This is a genomic window from Shewanella glacialipiscicola, assembly GCF_023283485.1.
In the GTDB taxonomy this organism is placed as follows: Bacteria; Pseudomonadota; Gammaproteobacteria; order Enterobacterales; family Shewanellaceae; genus Shewanella; species Shewanella glacialipiscicola.
The window spans coordinates 1-22,522 of sequence record NZ_JAKILU010000024.1 but is presented as its reverse complement, the minus strand read 5'-3'; the positions used below and the strand labels follow the sequence as shown (position 1 = coordinate 22,522).

Genomic DNA, 22,522 nt, shown 5'->3' with positions numbered 1-22,522 from the left:
GTATTATGCTTTTAGCTTGAGGTTAGAATGAATTTTACAGGAGTGATAGGCTCTTAATCGAGTCTCCGATGAAGTGATTCTTTATCGTCGATGCTTCATTCGGTTTTCATGCTTAGAAAATATGTAACTTCGATTAATTAATCTAGTTTCCCGAATGGGGTGAGTCGTGAATACCGGTCGCTTAAATCCAAATAAAATACAGCGCAAGATGGGTTCAGAATTACTGATCAATGTAACTCCTTCAGAGGCGCGTGTCGCCTTAGTTGAGCATGGTGTGCTGCAAGAAGTGCATATTGAACGCCGAATGAAACGGGGTTTGGTAGGCAATATTTACAAAGGTAAAATCAGCCGTGTGTTGCCCGGTATGCAAGCCGCCTTTGTCGATATTGGCTTAGATAAAGCCGCTTTTCTACATGCGTCCGACATAGTGCCGCACACTGAATGCGTTGCCGATGTTGAGAAGGGTCATTTCGTGGTCCGTGATATCGCTGAATTAGTCCGTCAAGGGCAAGATATTATGGTGCAAGTGGTTAAAGATCCGCTCGGTACTAAGGGCGCCCGACTGACTACTGATATCACTCTGCCTTCGCGTTATTTAGTGTTTATGCCGGGTTCTAGCCATGTGGGTGTTTCGCAACGTATTGAGCTAGAAGAAGAGCGTAATCGCCTTAAACAAATCACTTTGCCTTATGTGGATGATGACGGTGGTTTTATTATCCGCACCGCCGCTGAAGGGGTGGGTGAAGATGAATTATCCCAAGATGCGGCATTCTTGCGCCGTGTTTGGTCTAAAGTCAGCGAACGTCGTAAGCGCAGTGGTGTGTCTTTGTTATACCAAGATTTAGCATTGCCGGTGCGGATAGTGCGTGATTTTGTTGGCACTGAGCTTGACCAAATTCAAGTTGATTCTCGCGGTACTTTTGCTGAGTTACAGTCTTTTGCTCAAGAGTTTATGCCTGAGATTGCGCAGAAGATTGAACATTATTCAGGCCCTGCGCCTATTTTTGATCTCTACGATGTGGAGAACGAAATTCAACGGGCTCTGGGTCGTAAGGTTGAGCTTAAGTCTGGCGGTTATCTGATTATCGATCAGACCGAAGCTATGACCACAGTCGATATTAATACTGGCGCTTTTGTTGGGCACCGAAATCTTGAAGAAACCATCTTCAATACTAATCTTGAAGCAACCCAAGCCATCGCTAGACAGTTACGTCTGCGTAATCTCGGTGGCATCATTATTATCGATTTTATCGACATGATGACCGCAGATCATAAGGCTCGGGTACTCAGTAGCTTAACTAGCGCTTTGTCTAAGGATAGAGTGAAAACCAATGTGAGTGGTTTTTCGGGCTTAGGTTTAGTCGAAATGACACGTAAGCGTACCCGTGAGAGTTTAGAACATGTAGTGTGCGGAGAATGTCCTGCGTGTCATGGCACTGGCAGTATGAAAACCGTTGAAACTGTCTCCTATGAGGTGTTTCGCGAGATTATTCGTTTAAATCGTACCTATGATGCCGATGAGTTTTTATTATATTGCGCGCCTGCGGTGTACCAAAGTTTGCATACTGATGAAAACCATCAGATCGCCGAACTTGAAGTATACATAGGTAAACGTATCCGCTTACAGAATGAGCCCATGTACTCACAGTACAAATATGATGTGGTGATGATGTAGTGGCCACGCCTTTGACTGCACAAAAAATCAGCCGTTTTTGCTGGCAACTTTTGGCGCTGGTTTTAGTGGTGTTTGCGCTTGCAGTCAGTTTAATTCGCGGTTTGTTACCCCAAGTTGATGAAGTGCGTCAGCAACTGGTTAATTACGTAAAAAACGAATATAAAATCGATGTACAAGTGGGGGAGTTATCTGCCCACTGGCAGGCTTTTGGCCCCGCAATCAATATTAATCACTTAGTTATTCCGCCACAGGATGCCCTGCCGGTAACAGTGATAATCAAAAAAGTGCAAGTAAAACTCGATTTTTGGCAATCATTGCTCACGCTGACTCCACGTATTGAAGATGTCAATTTTGATGGCGTGCATGTCGCGTTAAATATAGATAAGTTATCTGATAACAAGGCGAACGCAGCGGATACTCCACCCCAAGTTGATTGGCTTTATGCCTTATTACTTAAGCAACTCGATAGGTTCTCCCTTACTGACGCCACCGTGCAATTGCTCAGTTTACGCCAAGAGTTTCGCCCTATTAATATTCGCCATTTAAACTGGCGCAATAATGGTGAGCGTCACCGCGGTGCAGGGGAGTTGTATCTGGATAATAATGCCACTGAGCATGAGTCGCTGGCATTACAGTTAGAGATTAATGGCGATGGGGCAAACCCCGATAGCTTAAGTGGGCAAATGTATTTGGCTGCTACATCATTAGATTTGGGCGAGTGGGCTTCGCGCCAGAGTAACTATTATGATTCAAGCCAATATGATTCAAACCAAAAGTTACCCTTAGAAGGCGTGGTGAATCTTAAGGCTTGGTTGACGTTTGCTAATCGCAGTATCAGCTCAGCAATGGTACATTTTGAGCCCAGTTGGCTGCAATGGACATTACAGCAATCGACGCAAAAATTTGAAATTCAGGCGGGCGATATCGTTTGGCAACCCACAGCAACGGGCTGGGAAGTACAAAGTACGGGGCTCGATTTTATCACCAATGGTGAGCATTGGCCGACGTTAACCTTGGCTGCTAAAAGCGAGAATGATCAATTTTTTGCTTATGTAAATCAACTCAGCGTTCAAAATTTACTGCCTTTGTTACCGTTATTTCCGGGTGCTGACAAAGAGATGCTGCACCAATGGACTGCGTTATCCCCCAAAGCCAGTATTGGTCCCATTCGCTTATACCAACAAGCTGAACAGCCTTTACTTGCCAGCACAAATATAACGCAGTTACATTGGCAAAAAGTTGGTGGTATTCCTAGCACAAACCCCTTTGATATTAACTTACGCTGGCAAGATAAAAGTCTCCTGCTGTCACTGCCAGAACAGATCTATCAAGTTGATTTTGGTGATGAGTTTTCAGCGCCGTTAGTGTTCAATGGTGCGCCTATGACGGGGCGATTCGATAGTGAAACCCTAACCTTAAGCGTGCCACAATTACAGCTCAATAATGATGACATGAGTGTCGACTCTGTACTCATGTTAGATTTCAGTCACGCAATCCATATGGCGCTGAGCGCGAATGTTCATATCAATAATGTCGCCAATGCCGACAAATACTTCCCAAAGAAGGCGATGGGTGAGTCGCTAGCCGAATATTTGGATACTGGACTTAAAGCAGGCCAGACTCAAGATGCACATGTGGTTTGGAATGGTCCGTTAAGCGGTTTCCCCTTTGATGATAATAGTGGCGTATTTCAGGCGGCCTTTACGCTAACCGATGCTAAGTTTCAATTTCAACCCGATTGGCCCGCTGTCACCGATTTGTCCCTTAATGCCTTATTTGAAAATGCCCGTATGGATTTATGGGTAAACCACGGCAAGCTGATGGAGGTGGATGCTAGCGGCGCGCATGTTTATATTCCTGCCATTGGCGAGCAAACGCTACTGAGGATTGAAGCTGATCTCGCCGTGCAAGGCCGCGCTGCAACTAAGGTGTTGCAGGCTTCGCCTTTAGCGAGTTCTATAGGAAAAACCTTAGAGGTTGTGCAAGTACAAGGCGCGGTGACTGGTAGTTTAAATCTGAGTATTCCGCTGTATGACGGGGATAACGAAGATATTCGCGGTCAAATCAATTTCAACAATACGCCAGTATATATTGCACAGCCAGGGTTACAATTAAAGGACGTGACTGGCACCGTCGATTTTGCTAACCAGATTGTTACGGGCAAAGGGATTAATGCCCGCTTGTTTGAACAACCGCTGAGTTTAACTTTTAATACCGAGCCTAAAGGCAAGGACTTTGGCCTTAATCTTAAGCTTAAAAGCCGCTGGGATCTCAGTCGGTTACCCGCAGAGTTACATTCTCCTTTGAGTGATTTTTATCAAGGAAAGGTCAATTTTGATGGCGGCTTGACTATGCTATTTACTGAGCAAGGTTATGATATACAGGCTAACGTCACCTCAGATCTTATCGGTACGCAGCTATTACTCCCAGGATACTTTGCTAAGCCAACTGACGAGCCTCGGCCTTTGGTTGCCGAATTTGCGGGTAATCAAGATAATACCTCGCTCAATATAAAAGTCGCCAGTCATGCTGAGTTTATCGGTGGTTTTGAGGCGAGCAAGGGCGCGAATCTGAGTTATTTTGACTTATTATTGGGTCGATTGTTTGATGAAGACGAAGCCAGAAATACCGACCAAGGTCATATTCAAGCGGATCTCGGTAAGGCAACGTTAGCGGATTGGCAGCCCGTGATAGACGCTTTCGTTAATAAAGAAACATTACCGAAAACGGGAATTTTAGTTGATGAAGCCTCCCATAGGAGTTTATTTCCTAAGGTCAGCGCTATTGATGCCCATATTGGTCGTTTCGATCTTGCGGGACAACCGCTTACCGAACTTACCTTAAATGCTAAACCCAATGAAACCGGTTGGCGCTTTAATATCCTTGCTAATGAGTTTGATGGGAGTATTGATTTCTATCCAAATTGGCGCACTCAAGGCCTTAAAGTCGTAGCGAATAAATTGTATTTATCCCCTGAGATAGCCTCGGCTGCCGAATCTGGTTTTGGTAGTGATCAAGTGCTCACTAACTTGCCGCCCGTTGCTATCAATGTGGAAGATTTTCGTTTTCATGATAAGCAACTAGGTAAGTTAGTGTTTCAGGCGACGCCGCAACCTGACGGTTATAAAATTCAAACTCTGTCGTTAACAACCCCTAACGTGAGCTTGCAAGGCAGTGGTATTTGGCAGCAAGCTGACCAGAATCGAACTGAACTTAATGTTGAGTTAAAGGCGAAACAATTTGATCATTTATCGGCGCTCTTGGGTATCGATCCTGGAGTAAAAGAAGCGCCGCTGAAAATAAATGCCGACGTATCGTGGCAAGGGGCTCCCTATGCGTTTTCCCTCGAAACCTTAAACGGTAAAGTGAAGTTTGACCTCGGTAAAGGTCACTTATCTGAGGTGAGTGATAAGGGCGCGCGCATCTTCTCTCTGTTTAGCTTAGATTCCCTTGTGCGTAAACTGTCACTGGATTTTACCGATGTTTTTGGTCAAGGTATGTATTTCAACTCCTTCAACGGCAATCTACAAATTGACAATGGCGTGGTAAAAACCACGGATACCGAAATGGATGCCATTGCTGGTAATATGAAGGTGCGTGGTTTCACGGATCTCACAACAGAGAGTTTAAATTACGATATTCGCTTTGTACCGCAGTTAGCCTCAAGTGTGCCTACAGTGGTATTACTTAGCACCAGTGCTTGGACACTAGGGATAGGTGCATTTGCACTGACAAAGGTGCTTGAGCCTGTGATTGAAATCATTTCAGAAATTCGTTTTCGAGTGACTGGCACTATGGCCGAACCTGTGGTTGAAGAATTGGAACGTAAGAGTAAAGAGATTGAAATTCCCGAGTCTATCCTACCCATAGTGGGTGTTGAGCGCCCAGCAGTGTCGGTCGGCGCCGCGAGTCAAACTCAACCCGCAGCTAAGAAAACTGAAGCGACCGAGACACCAGAGGCGCAAACCCAAGAGGTTAAGCCTACAGAACAGGTTGAAGAGCCTACATCACCGGTACAGGCCCCTGCGTCTGCCCTACCCGAAAAAAGCCAAGTAGTAGAGCCGATTAAACAAATTCAGGGAGGTAAGAATGCACATCAGCCTGTTGCAATGCCAGAGCAGTCGCGACGTCAGCGCCAATCTGCTGTTTATCGAATCGCAGCTTAACGCACTCTCGCGGGAAGCCCTTAATAAAGACAGTCTGCATACACCTCATTTAGTGGTCTTACCTGAATGTTGTTTATTGTTTGGTGGCCACGAAAGTCAGCAACTGGCTTATGCGGGCGATACCCACAACAGTCCGCTTAAATCGGCGTTAAGTGCACTTGCAGCTAAGTATCAGGTCTTTATGGTTGCGGGTACTATCCCAGTATTAGCAGACGATGGCCGTGTCTATAGCCGCAGTTATCTGTTTGATGATAAAGGTGATACGTTAGGGCATTACGATAAATTACATCTCTTTGATGTGGATATTGCCGATGGTACAAAGCAATATCGCGAGAGCGAAACCTTCTGCCCAGGGGATCACATTAGCGTTATCGATACACCTTTTGGCAAAATTGGTCTAGCCATCTGTTATGATTTACGCTTTGCCGACTTATTTAGGGCGATGCGTCTGGCTGGGGCTGAGATCATTACCTTGCCATCGGCTTTTACCAAAGTGACCGGCGAAGCTCATTGGCAGGTGTTGTTGCAGGCTAGAGCCATTGAAACACAATGCATTATTCTCGCAGCCGCCCAGTGGGGACAGCATAATGAAGGTAGCCGTGAAACCTGGGGGCAGAGCATGATAGTTGGCCCTTGGGGTAACATTTTGGCCCAGCGTAAAATCGGTACGGGTTGGGTACAGGCTGAAGTTGACTTAACCGAACTGCACGATATTCGCCGTAAAATGCCCGTTATGCAGCATAATCGTTTTCTTGAGCCAAGCTTGAAATAACCGTCCGCACTGGCGAGCGGCAATATCCAATTAGACGGCGATTAACGTACAGAATTAGTACAACGAATTTACACTCAGAATATAAAGATCCCTTGGGATCAAAGAGAGCATCGATGCCATTTTTAGCACAAGTAGAGCAAAGTTTATTGAAGAATGGGTTAGCGTTAGAGGGCCTACAGGGTTATCTCAACACTATACATCAACACAAAATCGATTATTCCGATCTCTATTTTCAAGGTAGTCGCCATGAGTCTTGGGTGCTGGAAGACGGCATCATTAAAGACGGTAGTTTCCACATTGAACGCGGTGTGGGTGTACGTGCTATTAGCGGTGAAAAAACCGGCTTTGCTTATGCCGACGATATTACACCAGCCGCCTTAAGCGCCGCAGCAGAGGCCGCGCGTGGTATTGCTAGCGCAGGTGAGCAAACTCAGGTTCGCGCATTTAAGCGCCGTAAGGCATTAGCCTTGTACGACAGTTTAGATCCCATTGCCGCGATGGAAGAAGTCAAAAAGATTAATCTGCTGAAAGAAGCCGATGCTTTTATTCGCAGTTTAGATAGCCGCATTATCCAAGTGGTTGTTAGCTTGGCGGGTGTGCACGAAGAAATTTTAATTGCCGCAAGTGACGGTACGCTAGCGGCCGATATCCGCCCTTTAGTGCGCTTTAATTGCAGCGTGATTCTAGAAGAAAACGGTAAACGTGAGCGTGGCGGTGCAGGTGGCGGTGGTCGCCATGACTACGGCGTATTAATGGCCAGCGACGATACTGGTTTACCTATGTGTTTTGCCTTTGCTCGTGAAGCAGTGCGTCAAGCGCAGGTCAACCTCAATGCTATCGATGCGCCAGCGGGCGAAATGCCAGTGGTGTTAGGCAATGGCTGGCCGGGCGTATTGCTTCATGAAGCCGTGGGTCATGGTTTAGAGGGCGACTTTAACCGTAAGGGCAGCAGTGCTTTCAGCGGTAAAATGGGGCAACTCGTTGCTTCTAAATTAGTGACTGTGGTTGATGATGGTACTTTACCTAATCGTCGCGGTTCACTCAGCATTGATGATGAAGGTGTTCCGACCCAAAGAACCGTATTAATTGAAGACGGTATTTTAAAGGGTTACATCCAAGACAAACTCAATGCACGCTTGATGGGTGTGGCACCAACGGGTAACGGTCGGCGCGAATCTTACGCACATTTGCCTATGCCGCGTATGACCAATACCTATATGACGGCGGGTGAGTCAGATCCAAGTGAGATCATTAAATCGGTCAAAAAGGGCATTTACGCCCCTAACTTTGGTGGCGGCCAAGTGGATATTACCTCGGGTAAGTTTGTATTCTCCGCATCTGAAGCCTATTTGATTGAAAATGGTGAAGTGACTCAAGCAATTAAGGGCGCAACCTTAATCGGCAATGGTCCAGAGGCGATGAGCCAAATTTCGATGGTCGGTAACGATATGGCGTTAGATCAAGGCGTTGGCGTTTGTGGTAAAGATGGACAAAGCGTACCCGTTGGCGTTGGTCAACCGACCTTGAAGTTAGATCGTTTAACGGTTGGCGGTACGGCATAGTTCAGTTTCGTCATTGTCTTTATACCCAAACAACCTGAAGAGGCTACAGTGCCAATCTTCAGGTAGCTTGGGTATATAGCTGCTTACTATGATGGATGTTATCATTCGCAAATGGAAATAGAGTAACTACTCTAGAGGTGTTAATGAAACTATCAAAAGTGGCTTGGTTATGCCTTCTATCATTGCCTTTGGCGAGTCATGCACAGCCGATTAGCTTTACCGACGCTTGGCAACAAATGCTAAAAGTGAGCGATAAGCTACAGGCGCAATCGCAGGAAGTTAACCGTGCTAAGGGTGAGCAAGAGGCGGGTGAGAGCTTAAATCTGCCCTCTTTGAGCATTAATGGTAGCTATACCCACCTTGAAAAACCCATCGAACTCGATCTTCGCGATCTCAATCCACTAGCCTCACTTGATCCTGCGACGTTACCGCCAGCTCTTGGCGGAGCACTAGCAGGTATTCCGGGGTCAATGTTTGTCACGCCTTTTACCGAGCAAGATATCTTCCGAGCTAGCTTGCAAGCCATGTGGCCAATTTATACCGGTGGGCAGATCACAGCCGCTCAAGGTATACAGGCCGCTATGGTGGCCGAGAAACAGCAAGAGTTGCAATTAGTCACGCGCGATTTATTTACTTTACTGGTAGACAGATACTATGCCGTTGATGTCACTCAGGCGTTAGTGAGCACGCAAACTGAGCTAGTAAGCTCGCTAACTAAGCATGTTGACCATGCGTTAGCGTTAGAGCGAGAAGGGCAAATCGCTAAGGTTGAACGGCTTAATGCGCAGGTTGCCTTAGACAATGCCAAAGTTAATTTAGGCAGTGCTCGCCGCCAGCATGAAATGGCGATCATTGCTCTATCACGCATGTTGCAGCAAAGCGATGTTGGCACGCAGTCACCTTTATTTGTTTTGCCGCATGCGCCGTCCTTAGATCAGCTTACTCAAGTGACCCTGAGCCAACATCCGGCGCTAAAATTACTCGAAGCAAAAGAGACACAAGCCAATGGCTTGGTTTCATTAGAACAGAGCAAGTATCACCCCACCGTATTCCTGTTTGGTAATTACACCCTTTACGAAGATGACAGCCTATTTTCTCAGGTAGAGCCAGATTGGATGGTTGGCGTTGGCGTTAAAGTGCCAATACTGAGCCGTGATGGCCGTAGTGGTAAGGTTGAAGCGGCGAAAAGTGCCTTATTGCAAGCCCGTTACACTAAAGCACAAACGCGGCAGGATTTGAGTCTGTTAGTGGATCAAAGTTATCGCCAATTATTACAAGCTGAAGAAGAAGTGAAAGCGCTCGATACTTCACTTGAACTGGCCACTGAAAATCTGCGTCTGCGAGAAATCGCGTTTAATCAAGGGCTTTCTACGTCTATCGACAGAGTCGATGCTGAGCTGAAACTGAGCGCCGTTAACACTCAACAGCTGGCCGCCCGTTATCGTTATGTGCAAGCCTATGCTCGATTAATGGCCATTAGTGGTCAACTAGATGAATTTATTGGTCGCACCGCTGACCGTACACTGTCGCAGGAGACAAATAATGCGCGCTAACAGAATACTTGCCCTGGTGGCGTTGGTCGCATTAGGCCTTGTTTTAGCCTATGGCCTTAAGTTGGCTTACAGCCCGCAGCCGAGCTTATTGCAGGGGCAGATTGAAGCGCGCGAATATAACGTCTCTTCTAAGGTTCCTGGCCGCGTTGAGCAAGTGCTCGTTCGCCGCGGCGATCGTGTGGCTGAAGGTGATTTATTATTCGCTATCCACAGCCCAGAATTAGACGCTAAGTTAATGCAAGCCGAAGGTGGCCGCGACGCCGCCAAAGCCAAACAATCGGAGGCCGACAACGGCGCTCGTCGCCAAGAGATCATGGCTGCTAAAGAACAATGGCTTAAAGCCCAAGCGGCGGCAACGCTCGCTAAAACGACCTATAACCGGGTGAAAAACCTGTTCAACGAAGGTGTGGCAGCAAGACAAAAACGCGATGAAGCCTTTACCCAATGGCAGGCAGCAAAATATACAGAACAAGCGGCATTAGCCATGTATCAAATGGCGCAGGAAGGCGCGCGCGTTGAACTTAAAGCCGCAGCGGCGGGTAATGCGCGCATGGCTGAGGGCGCGGTGAAAGAGGTTAGCGCGATTATGCAAGATAGCCAAATGCGCGCCCCAAAAACGGGCGAAATCAGCGATGTACTCTTGCAAGCGGGTGAATTGGCACCAAGTGGTTTTCCCATTGTGAGCCTGATTGATATGAAAGATGCGTGGGCGGTGTTCCAAGTGCGAGAAGATCAGCTTAAAGGCTTTAAAAAAGGTCAAAAAATTCGGCTGAATATTCCGGCGCTCGGGCAGGATATTGAGTTTACTGTGTCGCATATTAGCGTCATGGGTGAGTTTGCCACATGGCGCTCGACCGAAAGTGGCCACGATTTTGATATGCGTACCTTCGAGGTTGAATTGCGTCCAAGCCAGCCAATTAGCGACCTACGTGTCGGCATGTCTGTTTTACTGCGTGGTGAGTAAGGGCTGTGACTGAACGCACGCCAGACGCCAATACGGTGGACAATAGTAAGCAGTCACCCTCGCGCATTAGTTTTATCGCGCTTGTGCGCCGTGAGCTGCGCGCCCTGTGGCATGACCCTTGGCAATTAGCTTTAGTCAGTTATATTCCGCTGCTAGGGATTTTTTGCCTGTGGTGGTTATTCAGTGCTGGTTTGCCAAGGCAGCTGCCGGTGGCGATTGTCGATCAAGATCATAGTCAACTGAGCCGTATGCTGACCCGTCAGCTGAAGGCTAATCCTGTGACTGAGCCACAAAACTTTACCGATCTCACTGCGGCTGTAACGGCCATGAAGCAGGCAAAAGTCTACGCGATTGTGGTTTTTCCCTATGATATGAAAAAAGATTTACTCACGGGTCATAAACCTACGATAGATGTGCGCTATAACAGTCAGTTTTTACTGGTGGGTAAGTTACTCTCAAGCCAAATTCAGCTGAGCCTTGGCGAAGGCTTATTGCATGTTGCGGGCTTAAAGCAGTTGGCTAGCGGGACGCCAAAATCCCAAGTGGCGGTCAATTTAAGTCCAGTCAAAAGTCAAACTACGGCGCTGTTTAACCGAAATAATAATTACATTGGCTTTTTAGTGCCGCCAGTGCTGGTGGCGCTGTGGCAGCTATTATCGATGTTAGTGATGGCTAACAGCTTAAATCGAGAGTTGCACTTAAACCCAATGAATATCGATTCTGATACTTATCATGATGTATCGAATGTGCTGACCGTGGCTTTTTGGCCTAAAGTGCTGGCGAAAATGGTGTTATTTACGCCGATATTAATGCTGCAAGGCGGCTTTATCTTAGTGTGGCTGTATCTGTATCTCGGATTGCCAGTTGCAGGCAGTTTAGCCTCACTACTGTTAGCGCAATCAGTGATGTTGCTAGCGGTATGGAGTTTAGTGCTGTTGGTATTTGTGGTGATGCGCGACAGTGCACGGGTGATTAGCTTTTGCACGGCGTTATTTGCACCGGCCTTTGCCTTTATGGGGATCACGTTTCCCACCCATGAAATGCCACAATTAGCCCAGTGGTGGCGACTTATCATGCCATCGAGTCATTATATTGAGTCCCATGTGAGCGTTGTCAGTTATGGCGCTGCATTACCGAGCGTGGTGAGCCAGCTCTGTAGCTATTGGGGCTTTCTCTGCCTGTTGCCGGTGATTTATTTTCTATCACGTAAATTACTGCCTATTACAGTTAACGCTACTAGCGCGGTAACCGCATATGACTCTGATGCAACTCAGCCAGCAAAGGGGCAATAGGATGAATATGTGGCAACTGATAATGACTGAACTTAAAGCTATCATTAGCGATAAAGCCATTGCGGTAACCTTATTTGGCGGCGTACTGTTTTATTCGGTGTTATATCCGTTACCTTATTTGCACCAAGTACCGACCGAACAACAACTGATCGTGGTGGATTTAGATCATTCTTCCTTAAGCCGTCAGTTGATCCGCCATGCCGATGCCAGCGCAAAAATCCAAGTGATAGGTCAAGTTGGTTCAATCGCCGAAGCAAAGCGTTATATCCAGACGCGTAAAGCCCACGGTTTATTGGTGATCCCAGAAGGGTTTCGCCGCGACTTGCTGCTGGGTAAAGGCGTAACTTTAAGTTATGGCGGCGATGCTAGCTACTTCTTGATTTATTCTGCGGTTGCTGAAGGTTTAGTGAGTGCGGGGATGGATGCGGGCAAGCAAGTACAGTTAATTGGTATGTTGGCTCAGGGGCAAAATCCTAAGCAAGCACAGCAAAGCTTAAATTCGATTCACCTTAATAGTGTGCCCGCCTTTAATCCTAGTTTAGGTTATACACCCTATGTAGTGCCTGGGCTGTTTTTGCTGATTTTGCATCAAACCTTACTGATAGGCACAGGTATTTTGGGGGCAGGACAATGGCGTCAAAGGGGCTATTGGCAGCAGGTATCACCCGTACAGTTGATAGGTGGTCGAATACTCGCCTTCATGTTGATTTATATGTTTTTTACTAGTTTTTATGTCGGTTACTGTTACCACTGGTATAACGTGAGTATTCAAGCCAGTCTTGGTTTAGTTGCGCTGTGGCTATTGCCATTTTTACTGGCGACCGCCGCTGCAGGTATCGCGATGAGCAGCTTATTCACCCGCCGTGATTTACCGACCCAAGTATTGTTGTTGATTTCTATGCCTATCCTATTTGTATCTGGTTTTGTTTGGCCGCTGGCATTGATCCCTGAACCGCTAGTGTTAGGTTCGCAGTTTATTCCCGCCGTACCCGCGATTATGGGCATGCTAGAACTCAATCAAATGGGCGCCAGCTGGGCGAGTGTGATGCCAAAATGGCTACAACTCTGGGGCTTATTTGCCGTCTTTTTTGGTTTAGCTATTTTGGGGGTTAAACGCAGAGTTAGGTTATTAAAAGCGCAAGTGGGTTAGTGTTTGGAGCCATTGATAAGCACTATCTTGCCAGTAACACGCAGCATATCTATTGATATCAACTCAACCTCTGCTCACTTGGTCGCGGCTTTCTAGCGCACTAATTCATAGCGCACTAGTTCAGCAGGCTGATAAGAGTATTGATCAACAAACTGAACTCATTTTCCAAAAAAATACCCGCTTGAGCGGGTATTTTCTTAAGAGACAAGGCATCTTGCTATAGCAAGCTGACGTCAAATTTTAACTCAGATGTGTTACCACTAGGTGTTTTAACCGTGATCAATACTTGGCTATTAATTGTCAGTGCATTTTTTTCAAGTGAGAAACTCGTGGTAGCTGCATCGGCTTTATTGGTTTTGCTCACTGTAAATGGGTTATAGACGAGCTTACCTTCCGTTACTGTTACGCCAAGGGTGGTTGCTGATGGCATAATTTGATCGGCATCATCATAAAATTGAACGGTGAATTTACCACTTACTCCGGCGTTAATAGGTTTAATTGCGCTGAGATTATTCAGAATATTTTGCCCTTTACGGTCTTCATATACTTTCACGCCATCTTGCCAGAGAGTGAAGTATGCCTTTGAGCCCGACATGACCATGACCACAGCTTTGCGTACATAGGTTTTATTGGCTTGATTTAAACCACATAAATTTTTCACACATTGGGGGCCATTAAAAAGACCATCGGCGCCGGAATAAGTGACGGCAGCAAGATTATCAAAATATGGTTCACCTAGGTCGTAGGCAAAGTTTTCGTTATCATCCCTAAAGGCGGTTGGTAAATCGCTAAAGCCCGAACTGTGGAACGTTTCAACATCTAAGCCGTTGCCGCTACAGCTAACTGGTGTGCCATCTTGTAAACAAGCCTTTATGACTGCACTACCATCGGCGGCATCAAATTGGTTATTACCGTTAGTATCGAAGAAGGTTTCGTGACCTAGAGCATAGGCTAAAACAGTTATGCGGTGATCTGCGACTCGAGGGTTAGATGATGTCCAATTTACGCTACAGGCACCATCTAGGGTTAAGCAGCTAGGCTCTATTTGGCCACCTTCAGTCGTGAAGTTGACGGTGGTATCATTTGGCGCTGGGTTACCGAAACTATCGGAAAGTCTGGCTGTAACTGTGACTTTTTCTCCGTCAATACTCCCCGCCTCAGGGTTTGGATTACTGGTCGATAGACTAAATCCAAGCTGTTGCGGTAAGCCAGTATTGATTGTAAGTTGCTCTGATTGGCTAGTGATAACCTCTTTAGTATCGGCATCAACGGCAGTGGCGACCACGCGCACAGGTGTGGGCACTGTGCCCGATAACACGCGCACACTTGTGATGCCTTGGGAGTTCGTTTGACCTTGTGCATTAGCGGTGCCATTAGCAAAACTTAAACCGCCAACCACGGTATCAAGTTCAAAACTCACCTTTTGTTGCGCTGCAGGTTGTCCATTAGCACTGGTGACTTTAAAGCTGACTAAAGAGGATTCGTTTGAACCTGTGCCGCCCGCACCTCTGATACGAATTTGCTTAGGCTCAGCGGATTCAAAACTTAAGCTAGCAAGCGTTTGGCGTTGCAAGGTAAACGGGAAACTCGCCGTGAGCGTTTGATTGCCTGCCACAGTTGTGGCGATAATTTGGTCGCTACGCTCGCTATTACCACTACATTTTGTGTCTTGGAAAGTTGAACTGGCATTACCCGATAAGGTGGTCACTGGCGTATCAAGTGTCGCACTATTATTGCTGGTGCAATCAGAGCTAAAGCTGATTGAAGAAGGGGATTGCACTCGAGTAATTGTCCCATCATTAGCCACTAACACTAAACTTGCGTTCACGCCAAAACTGCCTCCGGCGCTGACCTTGTAAGTGCCATTCGTATCGGCTGTTAAGGTGCTTGCCAAGGTGTTTTCATTGAATACTGTGCCATTGAACGAGCCGAGTTTCAGCGTGCCTTCTTGATTGACCGCATCTTTACTCAACACTTCATATAAACTGCTGGTTTGCAGTGATTGACCTTGATAGTCAGCGGTTACCGTTAAGGTGTTTGCCCCTAATTCAGTTGCACTTGGCGTGTAGGTCACCTGCGCAATGCCTTGGGTGTCGGTCAATGTACTTGCTGGATTAAGCGCTGCTGAACCTGCAGTAAACGTGACTTTAACGCCGTCGATGCCGTTACTTGCGCTATCGAGCAATATGGCTTGCAGTTGCACTGACTCGTCGACTTTAAAACGAGTCACTAAAGCTGAGTTGTTTAAAATACTGGCGCTGAGTTTAGGTGTTGCTGGAATTGGAGAGGTGCCATCAGCAGTAGTTAAAAACTCAAAATTACGTGTAGCTGTTAGCGCCGTTGTGGAATCATTTGGAGTTGTCGTTGCAGTAATTATCCCAGCATTGACAAGTAAATCAGGATTACTAATGATAATAATGGCTTCACCGTTACTATCTGTTAGTTTGCTACTCGGTGTTAATGCACCAAGGTCTGCCGTAAAGTCGACTTTCTGATTACTGACGGTGGCTGAGCCTTTTTTTAACTTCGCGACGGCGCAAAAACCTGTGTCTTTAGGGAAGCTTTGGCGTGACGTAAAACTAGCGCATTCAGTACCTGTTAAGGTCTGAAAGTCGATAGACAGTTTATAGATACCGTCAGTGGCATCTGTGCCACCGTTATCTTCGTCCGCAGGGCCATTACAGGCCCCAAGTCCAAATAGTCCAATAAAAAGCAAAGCTAGGCTACATAACGTTTTGCTAAGTCGCATAAGCAACATCCTTGTGAGCTGAAGTTAATTAGTCTTGAATTTCGCTGCGTAGGTATTTAAACAGCTCTTTAGATGATTTTGAATCGGTGCCTTTAGCGAGTTCCTTGGTGGCTTGACGCACCAAAGTACGCAATTTTTGTCGGTCTAATTGCGGATAATGCTCGACTACGGTTTGAATTTCTTCGTCACCTTGAGTCAGTAAGCGTTCACGCATTTTCTCGAACATCTGCAATTTAGCGGTTTCGTTGTTGTTTTTATTCAACACGATTGCTAAAGAGGCTTTGATTGGCTCGATATCAAAATTACGCATCAACTTGCCGATATACTGCATGTGGCGACGATAAGCCTCAGTATTGACTTTGATTTTGCGTGTTTGAAGGATAGCGTCGTACAAAAACTCATCCAGCTCGATTTTATCTAGCTGAGTCTTGCTCAGTGAAACAAGCTCCATACCGACTTTTTGCACGGCTTCGCTATCACGCTTGTCCGTTGTTTTGCTGCTGACATAATCTTCATCGATGTCGTAGGGCTGTTTAAAATGTTCTGAATCACCAACAATCTTCATATAGATAAAACCTCAAGTAATATACTGGCTAATAATAACATCCCCAGCTAAAAATCGCCTAGGTGAATGTGCTGATTCCGAGATTGCCACCCGTTTTCTACTAGAGGCTGCATTTTTAGCTATTTTCAGCGCAGTCACCTTATTGGCTGCGGGTTAGCACGAATAATTAATGTGAATGGGATTTGTGTTTGTTATGCTACGACCATTGCCGACAACGAAAGAGTAGCTTTGTGTCTTTAAATCGAATCGATAGTGAATTAGGCGCGCTGAAAGATGCGGTGGCCGTGGCGCTGGAATATGCCAATAAATTAGGAACGAACGCTGCCGAAGTGGCGATCAGTAAACAGCAAGGTTTGTCGGTTTCTACCCGTTTAAAAGAAATCGAAACCGTTGAATTTAATAAAGATGGTGCATTAGGGATTACGGTTTACCGCGATGGTTGCAAAGGCAGCTCATCGACGTCAGATTTGAGCCCTGAGGCGATTGCCTTAGCGGTAAAAGCGGCCGATGATATTGCCCGCTACACTTCTTCCGATCCTTTCAGTGGTCTTGCCGATAAAGCATTAATGGCAACGAAGATCCGCGATCTGCAGCTGTATTATCCAGAAGATATTTCCCCCGATGAGTTAGCGCAACTGGCTATTCGCGCCGAAACCGCGGCGCTTGATGCCGATCCGCGCATCAATAATTCTGACGGCGCCAGCGCCAATGCCCATACGTCGGTTAAAGTGTACGGTAACAGCCATGGTTTTTTGAACGGCTATTGCAGCTCGCGTTATAGTTTGAGCTGTAGCGTTATTGGTGAGGACAGCGACGGCAATATGCAGCGGGATTACGATTACACTATCGCCCGTAAATTCAGCGAGATGCTTGCACCTGAAACCGTAGGCTTAAAAACCGCCGAGAAAACCGTCAGTCGTCTTGGCGCCCGTAAAATCGCCACAACTCGCTTACCGATTTTATTAGCTCCAGATATTGCAACAGGCTTAATCGGCCACTTTATCGGCGCGATCAGTGGCGGCAGTATTTATCGTAAATCCAGTTTCTTACTGGACTCTATTAATACTCAAATATTCCCCGATTGGTTTAATATCGAAGAACAACCGCATTTACTCGGTGCTCTAGCGAGTGCGAACTACGATAGCGAAGGCGTGGCAACTCAAGACAGACGTATTATCGACCGTGGTATGTTAGAAACCTATTTGCTGACTAGCTATTCGGCGCGTAAGTTAGGTTTAACTAATACAGGCCATGCGGGTGGGATCTATAACTGGACACTCGCTCACACGGGCCAAACCTTTGACGAATTGGTAAAAAACATGGGCACAGGCTTGATTGTGACCGAAGTTATGGGCCAAGGCGTTAATATGGTGACGGGCGATTATTCTCGCGGCGCTGCAGGTTTTTACGTCGAAAATGGTGAGATCCAATATCCAGTTGAAGAGATCACCATAGCGGGCAACTTGAAAGAGATGTTCCGCGGTGTGCAAGCCGTGAGTAAGGATTTTGATCTGCGCTCATCGATTCGTACCGGTGGTATTTTGTTATCTGAGATGAAAATCGCGGGTAACTAATGGGTATTGTTTTAGATAGCGTTTAGCTAATTTTAGCGACTGATTGTGAATGCGTTTAGCGCATAAAAAAGGGCAAGCGACGAGTTATTTCATCTGCTTGCCCTTTTTTGTGGCTTAAGGATTAATTATTTAGCTTAAAACGCATAGCTTGCGCTGAGCTCGAATGAGCGGCCAGCCCCTGCAATTTGGTTAAAGCCATTGCTGTTATCCACCTTAAACTCGGCAATGCTGACACCGCCCAGTGGTAACTCATAGTCGCTGTTGAACAGGTTATTGACCGCGAAGCTGACGCTAAAATCTTGCCATTTCATACTGCTGCTCAAATTAATCAATGAGTAGCTGTCGGTTTCATTTTCGAGGCGGCGGTCATCGATACGATCTTTATTCGCCACCCATTGCCATGAAAGGCGGTTTTCCCATTGACCTAACTGATGTTGCAGTGCCAGCTCAGTTTGCAAGGGTTTTATTTGGTATAAAGGCTCATTGCCTTTATCTCGTTCACCGCGGGTCACATTTACGTTGCCTGCAACTTGCCATTTGCCGCCGCTCGTTTCAGCAAATAGATAAAGTGCGTTGAACTTAGCGCCATAAAGATTGGCATCGAGGTTGGTAAACTTAAGCAGATTACGTTTATCTGTTGGTGTATTGCTATTAAAGCTGCCGATCACTTCTGCATCAACATAATCGGTGACGGCGGTATACCAAGCCGTGGTAGAGGCTTGCCAACGATCGCCATTATATTTATAGGCCGCGCTTAGTGTATGGGCTGTTTCAGGCTTAAGATCTGCATTACCAACATAACCATTACCATCGCCATACCAACCGATCATCTTGGTCGCCATAGCACCAAGACCCCAACTGTAGCGTTCGTACAAATTGGGTGTACGATTTTTACGAGCTAAGCCGAACTCGAGTTGTTGATTAGTCGATAATGGGTAGCGGGCCAGCAAGGTGGCATCAATAAGATTGTCATCACGTTTTCTGTCCATCGCATTAAAGGCCCGCGCCGCTGCGGCATCCATATTAGGCATGCCCATCATCGGCGTTTGGCTATAGGCTTGGACCTCTCCGGTGTTGGTGGTGACATACTCGTAGCGAATGCCCGCCGATAACCACCAGTTTGCACTCATATCTTGCTGCCATTCGCCATAAACAGCAGCGCGGCGGCGTTCACCATCGTTGATATTGATATAGTCATTAGGCGCCATCATAGTGCCCGGCACCGCAGGCCAAACATCATTCAGTTGATAAAGATAGAATTCTTGGCCGACTAATAACGTGCTGTTATCGCCCATTGGCAAGCGCCAGTGCAATTGATAGCTGTAGTCGTCACCCTCAGTGTTCATTGGCATTTTGCCGATTTTTTCTGGGGTGAAAAAGCCCATTTCGTGCTTCACACCATGCCAGTTGAATTGGGCACTGAACTCACCGTCATCGTCGAGTTTGAGTTGATAGCGGGCGAGGGCACCGTAACTCTTATTATCTGTCATATCCATGTATTGGTTCGGAAAACCTTGAAATGGAATATATTGGTGTGTCAGTTTGATGGCTAACTCTTGCGTATCATCACGCCATGCTGCGGTCAGCGCATGGTTTTGGGCGCGGTACAGCGTGTCTAACACTTTGTCGCCATTGCCATCTTTATAACTGTTGGCATCTTCATAGGCGCCTTGGTAACTAAGGCTGACATTTTTGCTGGCCACTGTCGCTTGGGCACCGAGTAACAAGGCGTCACTCACGCTGCGATATCCTGTTGAAATATCGCCGCTATTCCACTTAATCGTCTCGCTTTCACCAAACTTAGGATTCAGGCTACTAACCTTAATCACGCCTGCAATATTGTCGCCACCGGCACTAACGGGTGATACGCCCGCAATCACTTCCGCTGTGGTGATTTGATTGGCTGAGATATAAGAAAGCGGTGGATTCATTTGGTTTGCACAAGAAGCGGTGATGTCTGCGCCATCAACGAGCACTTTGATACGATCGCCCATCATGCCATTGAGAATAGGCAAGGCTGATACACCTCCCGCTTCAGAGAAATCTACCCCTTGTCCTTTGAGTAAATTTTCAGCTGAACCTAGTGCATTACGGTTTGCGATCGTTTGGCCATGGACTGTTAAGCGTTCAATATTAGCTAATTCGCTAGCGTCAGCCATCGCGTGCGGCATAGATACTAACCCCATCGCCATCGCGACAGATGAATACAGTATTGACGTTTTAAAGGGATGGGATAAACGCGAGAAATATACAGCCATGTGATGACCTTTCATTGATTAGGATTCATTGTACGGCATTATAATCAACCCCTTAGGATTGTAGGTGCGACATATTGTCGCAGAGATAGCATCAAGGGGAACGATGGCGGGAATGTTAAGTCGCGTACGATATTTTTAGGTTGGGGGTTGGGGCTCTATACATATCCCCATATTGGGCTATAGTGGCCTAGTTAACCAAGTGGCTTATTATTTCAACCGTTCTACGTCATCTTTGGAGGTGCAATGAACAAGCAAAATACGGTGGTCGTGGCCATAGAACACGATAGTGGACGAGGCAAAATTGCCGACAATGCCTTAAAAGCATTGGTGACTAGCCCTCTGTTTCGGACTCGAGCCGAGAGAGCGAAAAAGGGCAAAGGGTCATACGACCGTAAAGACAAGGCATTTAAAATGAGTAACCGAAAGGGGCATCAGCACAAGGGCGATGCCCCTTTTGACTTTCTAGGTTTGAGTTTTTGTTAGTCTGTTTTTTATCGGTTTAACTCATTGTTCTATACCCCGCTAATTCTGCCCGTTTATGCTATTTCGCCAATCTTAACTTCCGTCTTTACACTTAAATCAGCCTTATGCTTGATAGTCGTCTTTCTTTGGACTCATTAGTTTGGAATGAACTGGTACTTTTGCCTTGAGCGAGTATGGTTAATCACAGAGGTTTTTCGTAAAGGAGAGATGCATGTCAGCGCAATATCGAATCGAGCACGACACTATGGGCGAGGTAAAAGTCCCTGCAGATTGCTACTGGGGCGCGCAGACCGAGCGTTCGCGGCAGCATTTTCGTATTGGTGCTAGCGCATCTATGCCGATTGAAGTAATCCATGCGTTTGGTTACTTGAAAAAAGCCGCCGCTATCACTAATCAACAGTTGGGCACCTTAACTGCGGATAAAGCGCAATTAATTGCTAAAGTGTGTGATGAGTTAATTGCTGGTGAGCTGGATACACAATTTCCCTTAGTGATTTGGCAAACGGGCTCCGGCACGCAAACCAATATGAACGTCAATGAAGTGATTGCCTATCGCGGCCATGTGCTCAGCGGCGGGCAACTCAGCGATGCGGTCAAATACTTACACCCCAATGACGATGTTAACCGCTCACAATCCTCTAATGATACTTTTCCTACTGCTATGCATATTGCAGCTTATCGCCAAGCCGTTGAACTTGTTTTGCCTTGCATGACGTTATTGCAGCAGAGCTTGCAGGATAAGGCTGATGAGTTTGCATCTATCGTTAAAATCGGCCGTACACATTTTATGGATGCAACACCGTTAACCTTAGGCCAAGAGTTTTCGGGTTATGCGGCGCAGTTAAGCCATGGCATTGCCGGTATTGAGCACAGTCTCAAACGCGTGGCTGAATTAGCTTTAGGCGCGACTGCTGTGGGTACTGGGCTTAACACGCATAAGGATTACGCGGTTAAGGTCGCTGGCAATATCGCAAAACTCACAGGTTTGCCGTTAGTGACTGCGCCAAATAAGTTTGCCGCGCTTGCCGCCCACGATGAATTAGTTGCGCTGTCGGCGGCCTATAAAGTCGCTGCAGTCAGTTTAATGAAAATTGCAAATGATATTAGGCTGTTAGGTTCTGGTCCGCGCTGCGGCATCGGTGAGTTATTACTGCCTGAAAATGAACCGGGTTCGTCTATTATGCCGGGCAAAGTCAACCCGACTCAGGTCGAGGCGATGACTATGGTGTGCGCGCAAATTATGGGTAACGACGTTGCCGTCGGTATTGGCGGCAGTAATGGTCAGTTTGAGCTTAACGTGTTTAAGCCGATGATTATTGCTAATGTGCTGCAATCTGGGCGCCTATTGGGCGATGCCTGTCAGTCGTTTAATGAACATTGCGTGGTCGGCATAGTGGCGAATGAGCCGCAGATTGCTCAGCATGTGGAAAACTCGCTGATGTTAGTTACGGCGCTCAATCAACACATTGGTTATGAAAAAGCCGCTAAGATAGCCAAAAAAGCCCATGTTGAGAACAAAACATTGCGCCAAGCGGCATTAGAGCTTGAGTTGGTGACCGCAGAAGAGTTCACGCTTTGGGTCGATGCGAATAAAATGCTAGGGCCAGATGCTTGATGTCTAATACTTCAAATCTCAGGCATCAAATCATAGGGTTTAATACCAATTATTTTAATTATATGATCTAATAAGTCGTCACTTTCTAACCTTACAAAGTATGAACAAGCCCAATATCCTAGCCCTAGTTAAATCAGAGAAAAG

The 22,522-nt window shown here is 46.6% G+C and carries 14 protein-coding genes; 11 read left to right on the top strand and 3 right to left on the bottom strand.

Features of this window, described 5'->3' with window-relative positions; genetic code table 11:
* Window positions 1-208: 208 nt before the first annotated feature.
* The 8 genes from rng to L2717_RS15075 all read left to right on the top strand — a co-directional run bounded on the left by rng (window position 209) and on the right by L2717_RS15075 (window position 13,134).
* Window positions 209-1,675 (top strand): ribonuclease G, encoded by a 1,467-nt coding sequence (rng, locus tag L2717_RS15110; protein ID WP_220773393.1) that lies wholly within the window; start codon window positions 209-211, stop codon window positions 1,673-1,675.
* On the top strand, window positions 1,675-5,841 hold the full coding sequence (locus L2717_RS15105) for a YhdP family protein (protein ID WP_220773380.1): 4,167 nt from the start codon (window positions 1,675-1,677) through the stop codon (window positions 5,839-5,841). Before rng ends, L2717_RS15105 begins: the two co-directional genes overlap by 1 nt.
* Window positions 5,765-6,613 carry a carbon-nitrogen hydrolase family protein gene (locus L2717_RS15100; RefSeq protein WP_220773381.1) on the top strand — a complete coding sequence of 283 codons (849 nt, stop codon included), beginning with the start codon at window positions 5,765-5,767 and terminating at the stop codon, window positions 6,611-6,613. Before L2717_RS15105 ends, L2717_RS15100 begins: the two co-directional genes overlap by 77 nt.
* A gap of 113 nt (window positions 6,614-6,726) precedes the next feature.
* Complete coding sequence (gene tldD, locus L2717_RS15095) at window positions 6,727-8,175, top strand: metalloprotease TldD (protein WP_220773382.1); 1,449 nt, start codon at window positions 6,727-6,729, stop codon at window positions 8,173-8,175.
* A 143-nt stretch (window positions 8,176-8,318) separates the two neighbouring features.
* A complete protein-coding gene (locus tag L2717_RS15090) occupies window positions 8,319-9,728 on the top strand; it encodes a TolC family protein (protein WP_220773383.1) in 1,410 nt (469 codons plus the stop codon).
* Complete coding sequence (locus L2717_RS15085; protein WP_220773384.1) at window positions 9,718-10,692, top strand: HlyD family secretion protein; 975 nt, start codon at window positions 9,718-9,720, stop codon at window positions 10,690-10,692. Before L2717_RS15090 ends, L2717_RS15085 begins: the two co-directional genes overlap by 11 nt.
* Window positions 10,693-10,757: 65 nt before the next feature.
* Window positions 10,758-11,984 (top strand): ABC transporter permease, encoded by a 1,227-nt coding sequence (locus L2717_RS15080; RefSeq protein ID WP_246611752.1) that lies wholly within the window; start codon window positions 10,758-10,760, stop codon window positions 11,982-11,984.
* 1 nt (window position 11,985) lies between these two features.
* Window positions 11,986-13,134 (top strand): ABC transporter permease, encoded by a 1,149-nt coding sequence (locus L2717_RS15075; RefSeq protein ID WP_220773386.1) that lies wholly within the window; start codon window positions 11,986-11,988, stop codon window positions 13,132-13,134.
* Between the two features lie 217 nt (window positions 13,135-13,351).
* Here the strand turns inward: L2717_RS15075 and L2717_RS15070 are convergent, their stop codons facing one another.
* The gene (locus L2717_RS15070; RefSeq protein WP_220773387.1) at window positions 13,352-15,883 is read right to left on the bottom strand and encodes an Ig-like domain-containing protein; all 2,532 of its coding nucleotides are present in this window, start codon (window positions 15,881-15,883) and stop codon (window positions 13,352-13,354) included.
* Window positions 15,884-15,911: 28 nt separating this feature from the next.
* Window positions 15,912-16,448 (bottom strand): ribosome biogenesis factor YjgA, encoded by a 537-nt coding sequence (gene yjgA / locus L2717_RS15065; protein WP_107881467.1) that lies wholly within the window; start codon window positions 16,446-16,448, stop codon window positions 15,912-15,914.
* A gap of 230 nt (window positions 16,449-16,678) precedes the next feature.
* On the opposite strand from yjgA, the gene pmbA reads away from it, so the two are divergent.
* Window positions 16,679-18,022, top strand: coding sequence for a metalloprotease PmbA (gene pmbA / locus L2717_RS15060; protein ID WP_220773388.1), 1,344 nt, complete (start codon window positions 16,679-16,681; stop codon window positions 18,020-18,022).
* A gap of 134 nt (window positions 18,023-18,156) precedes the next feature.
* Here pmbA and L2717_RS15055 read toward each other — a convergent pair whose 3' ends face one another.
* Entirely contained in the window at window positions 18,157-20,280 is a 2,124-nt protein-coding gene (locus tag L2717_RS15055) for a TonB-dependent receptor (protein ID WP_246611751.1), read from the bottom strand.
* A 243-nt stretch (window positions 20,281-20,523) separates the two neighbouring features.
* Between L2717_RS15055 and L2717_RS15050 the strand changes: the two genes are divergently transcribed.
* Both L2717_RS15050 and fumC read left to right on the top strand, forming a co-directional pair.
* Window positions 20,524-20,763 carry an alternative ribosome-rescue factor A gene (locus tag L2717_RS15050; protein WP_220773390.1) on the top strand — a complete coding sequence of 80 codons (240 nt, stop codon included), beginning with the start codon at window positions 20,524-20,526 and terminating at the stop codon, window positions 20,761-20,763.
* A 211-nt stretch (window positions 20,764-20,974) separates the two neighbouring features.
* Window positions 20,975-22,378, top strand: coding sequence for a class II fumarate hydratase (gene fumC / locus L2717_RS15045; protein ID WP_220773391.1), 1,404 nt, complete (start codon window positions 20,975-20,977; stop codon window positions 22,376-22,378).
* Window positions 22,379-22,522 lie beyond the last annotated feature (144 nt).

Bases quoted from the DNA above. Each gene is read 5' to 3' on its own strand.
- rng (WP_220773393.1), top strand. From the start codon at position 209: ATGGGTTCAGAATTACTGATCAATGTAACTCCTTCAGAGGCGCGTGTC.
- L2717_RS15085 (WP_220773384.1), top strand. From the start codon at position 9,718: ATGCGCGCTAACAGAATACTTGCCCTGGTGGCGTTGGTCGCATTAGGC.
- L2717_RS15055 (WP_246611751.1), bottom strand. From the start codon at position 20,280: ATGGCTGTATATTTCTCGCGTTTATCCCATCCCTTTAAAACGTCAATA.
- L2717_RS15090 (WP_220773383.1), top strand. From the start codon at position 8,319: ATGAAACTATCAAAAGTGGCTTGGTTATGCCTTCTATCATTGCCTTTG.
- L2717_RS15070 (WP_220773387.1), bottom strand. From the start codon at position 15,883: ATGCGACTTAGCAAAACGTTATGTAGCCTAGCTTTGCTTTTTATTGGA.
- fumC (WP_220773391.1), top strand. From the start codon at position 20,975: ATGTCAGCGCAATATCGAATCGAGCACGACACTATGGGCGAGGTAAAA.
- tldD (WP_220773382.1), top strand. From the start codon at position 6,727: ATGCCATTTTTAGCACAAGTAGAGCAAAGTTTATTGAAGAATGGGTTA.
- L2717_RS15100 (WP_220773381.1), top strand. From the start codon at position 5,765: ATGCACATCAGCCTGTTGCAATGCCAGAGCAGTCGCGACGTCAGCGCC.
- yjgA (WP_107881467.1), bottom strand. From the start codon at position 16,448: ATGAAGATTGTTGGTGATTCAGAACATTTTAAACAGCCCTACGACATC.
- L2717_RS15075 (WP_220773386.1), top strand. From the start codon at position 11,986: ATGAATATGTGGCAACTGATAATGACTGAACTTAAAGCTATCATTAGC.
- L2717_RS15050 (WP_220773390.1), top strand. From the start codon at position 20,524: ATGAACAAGCAAAATACGGTGGTCGTGGCCATAGAACACGATAGTGGA.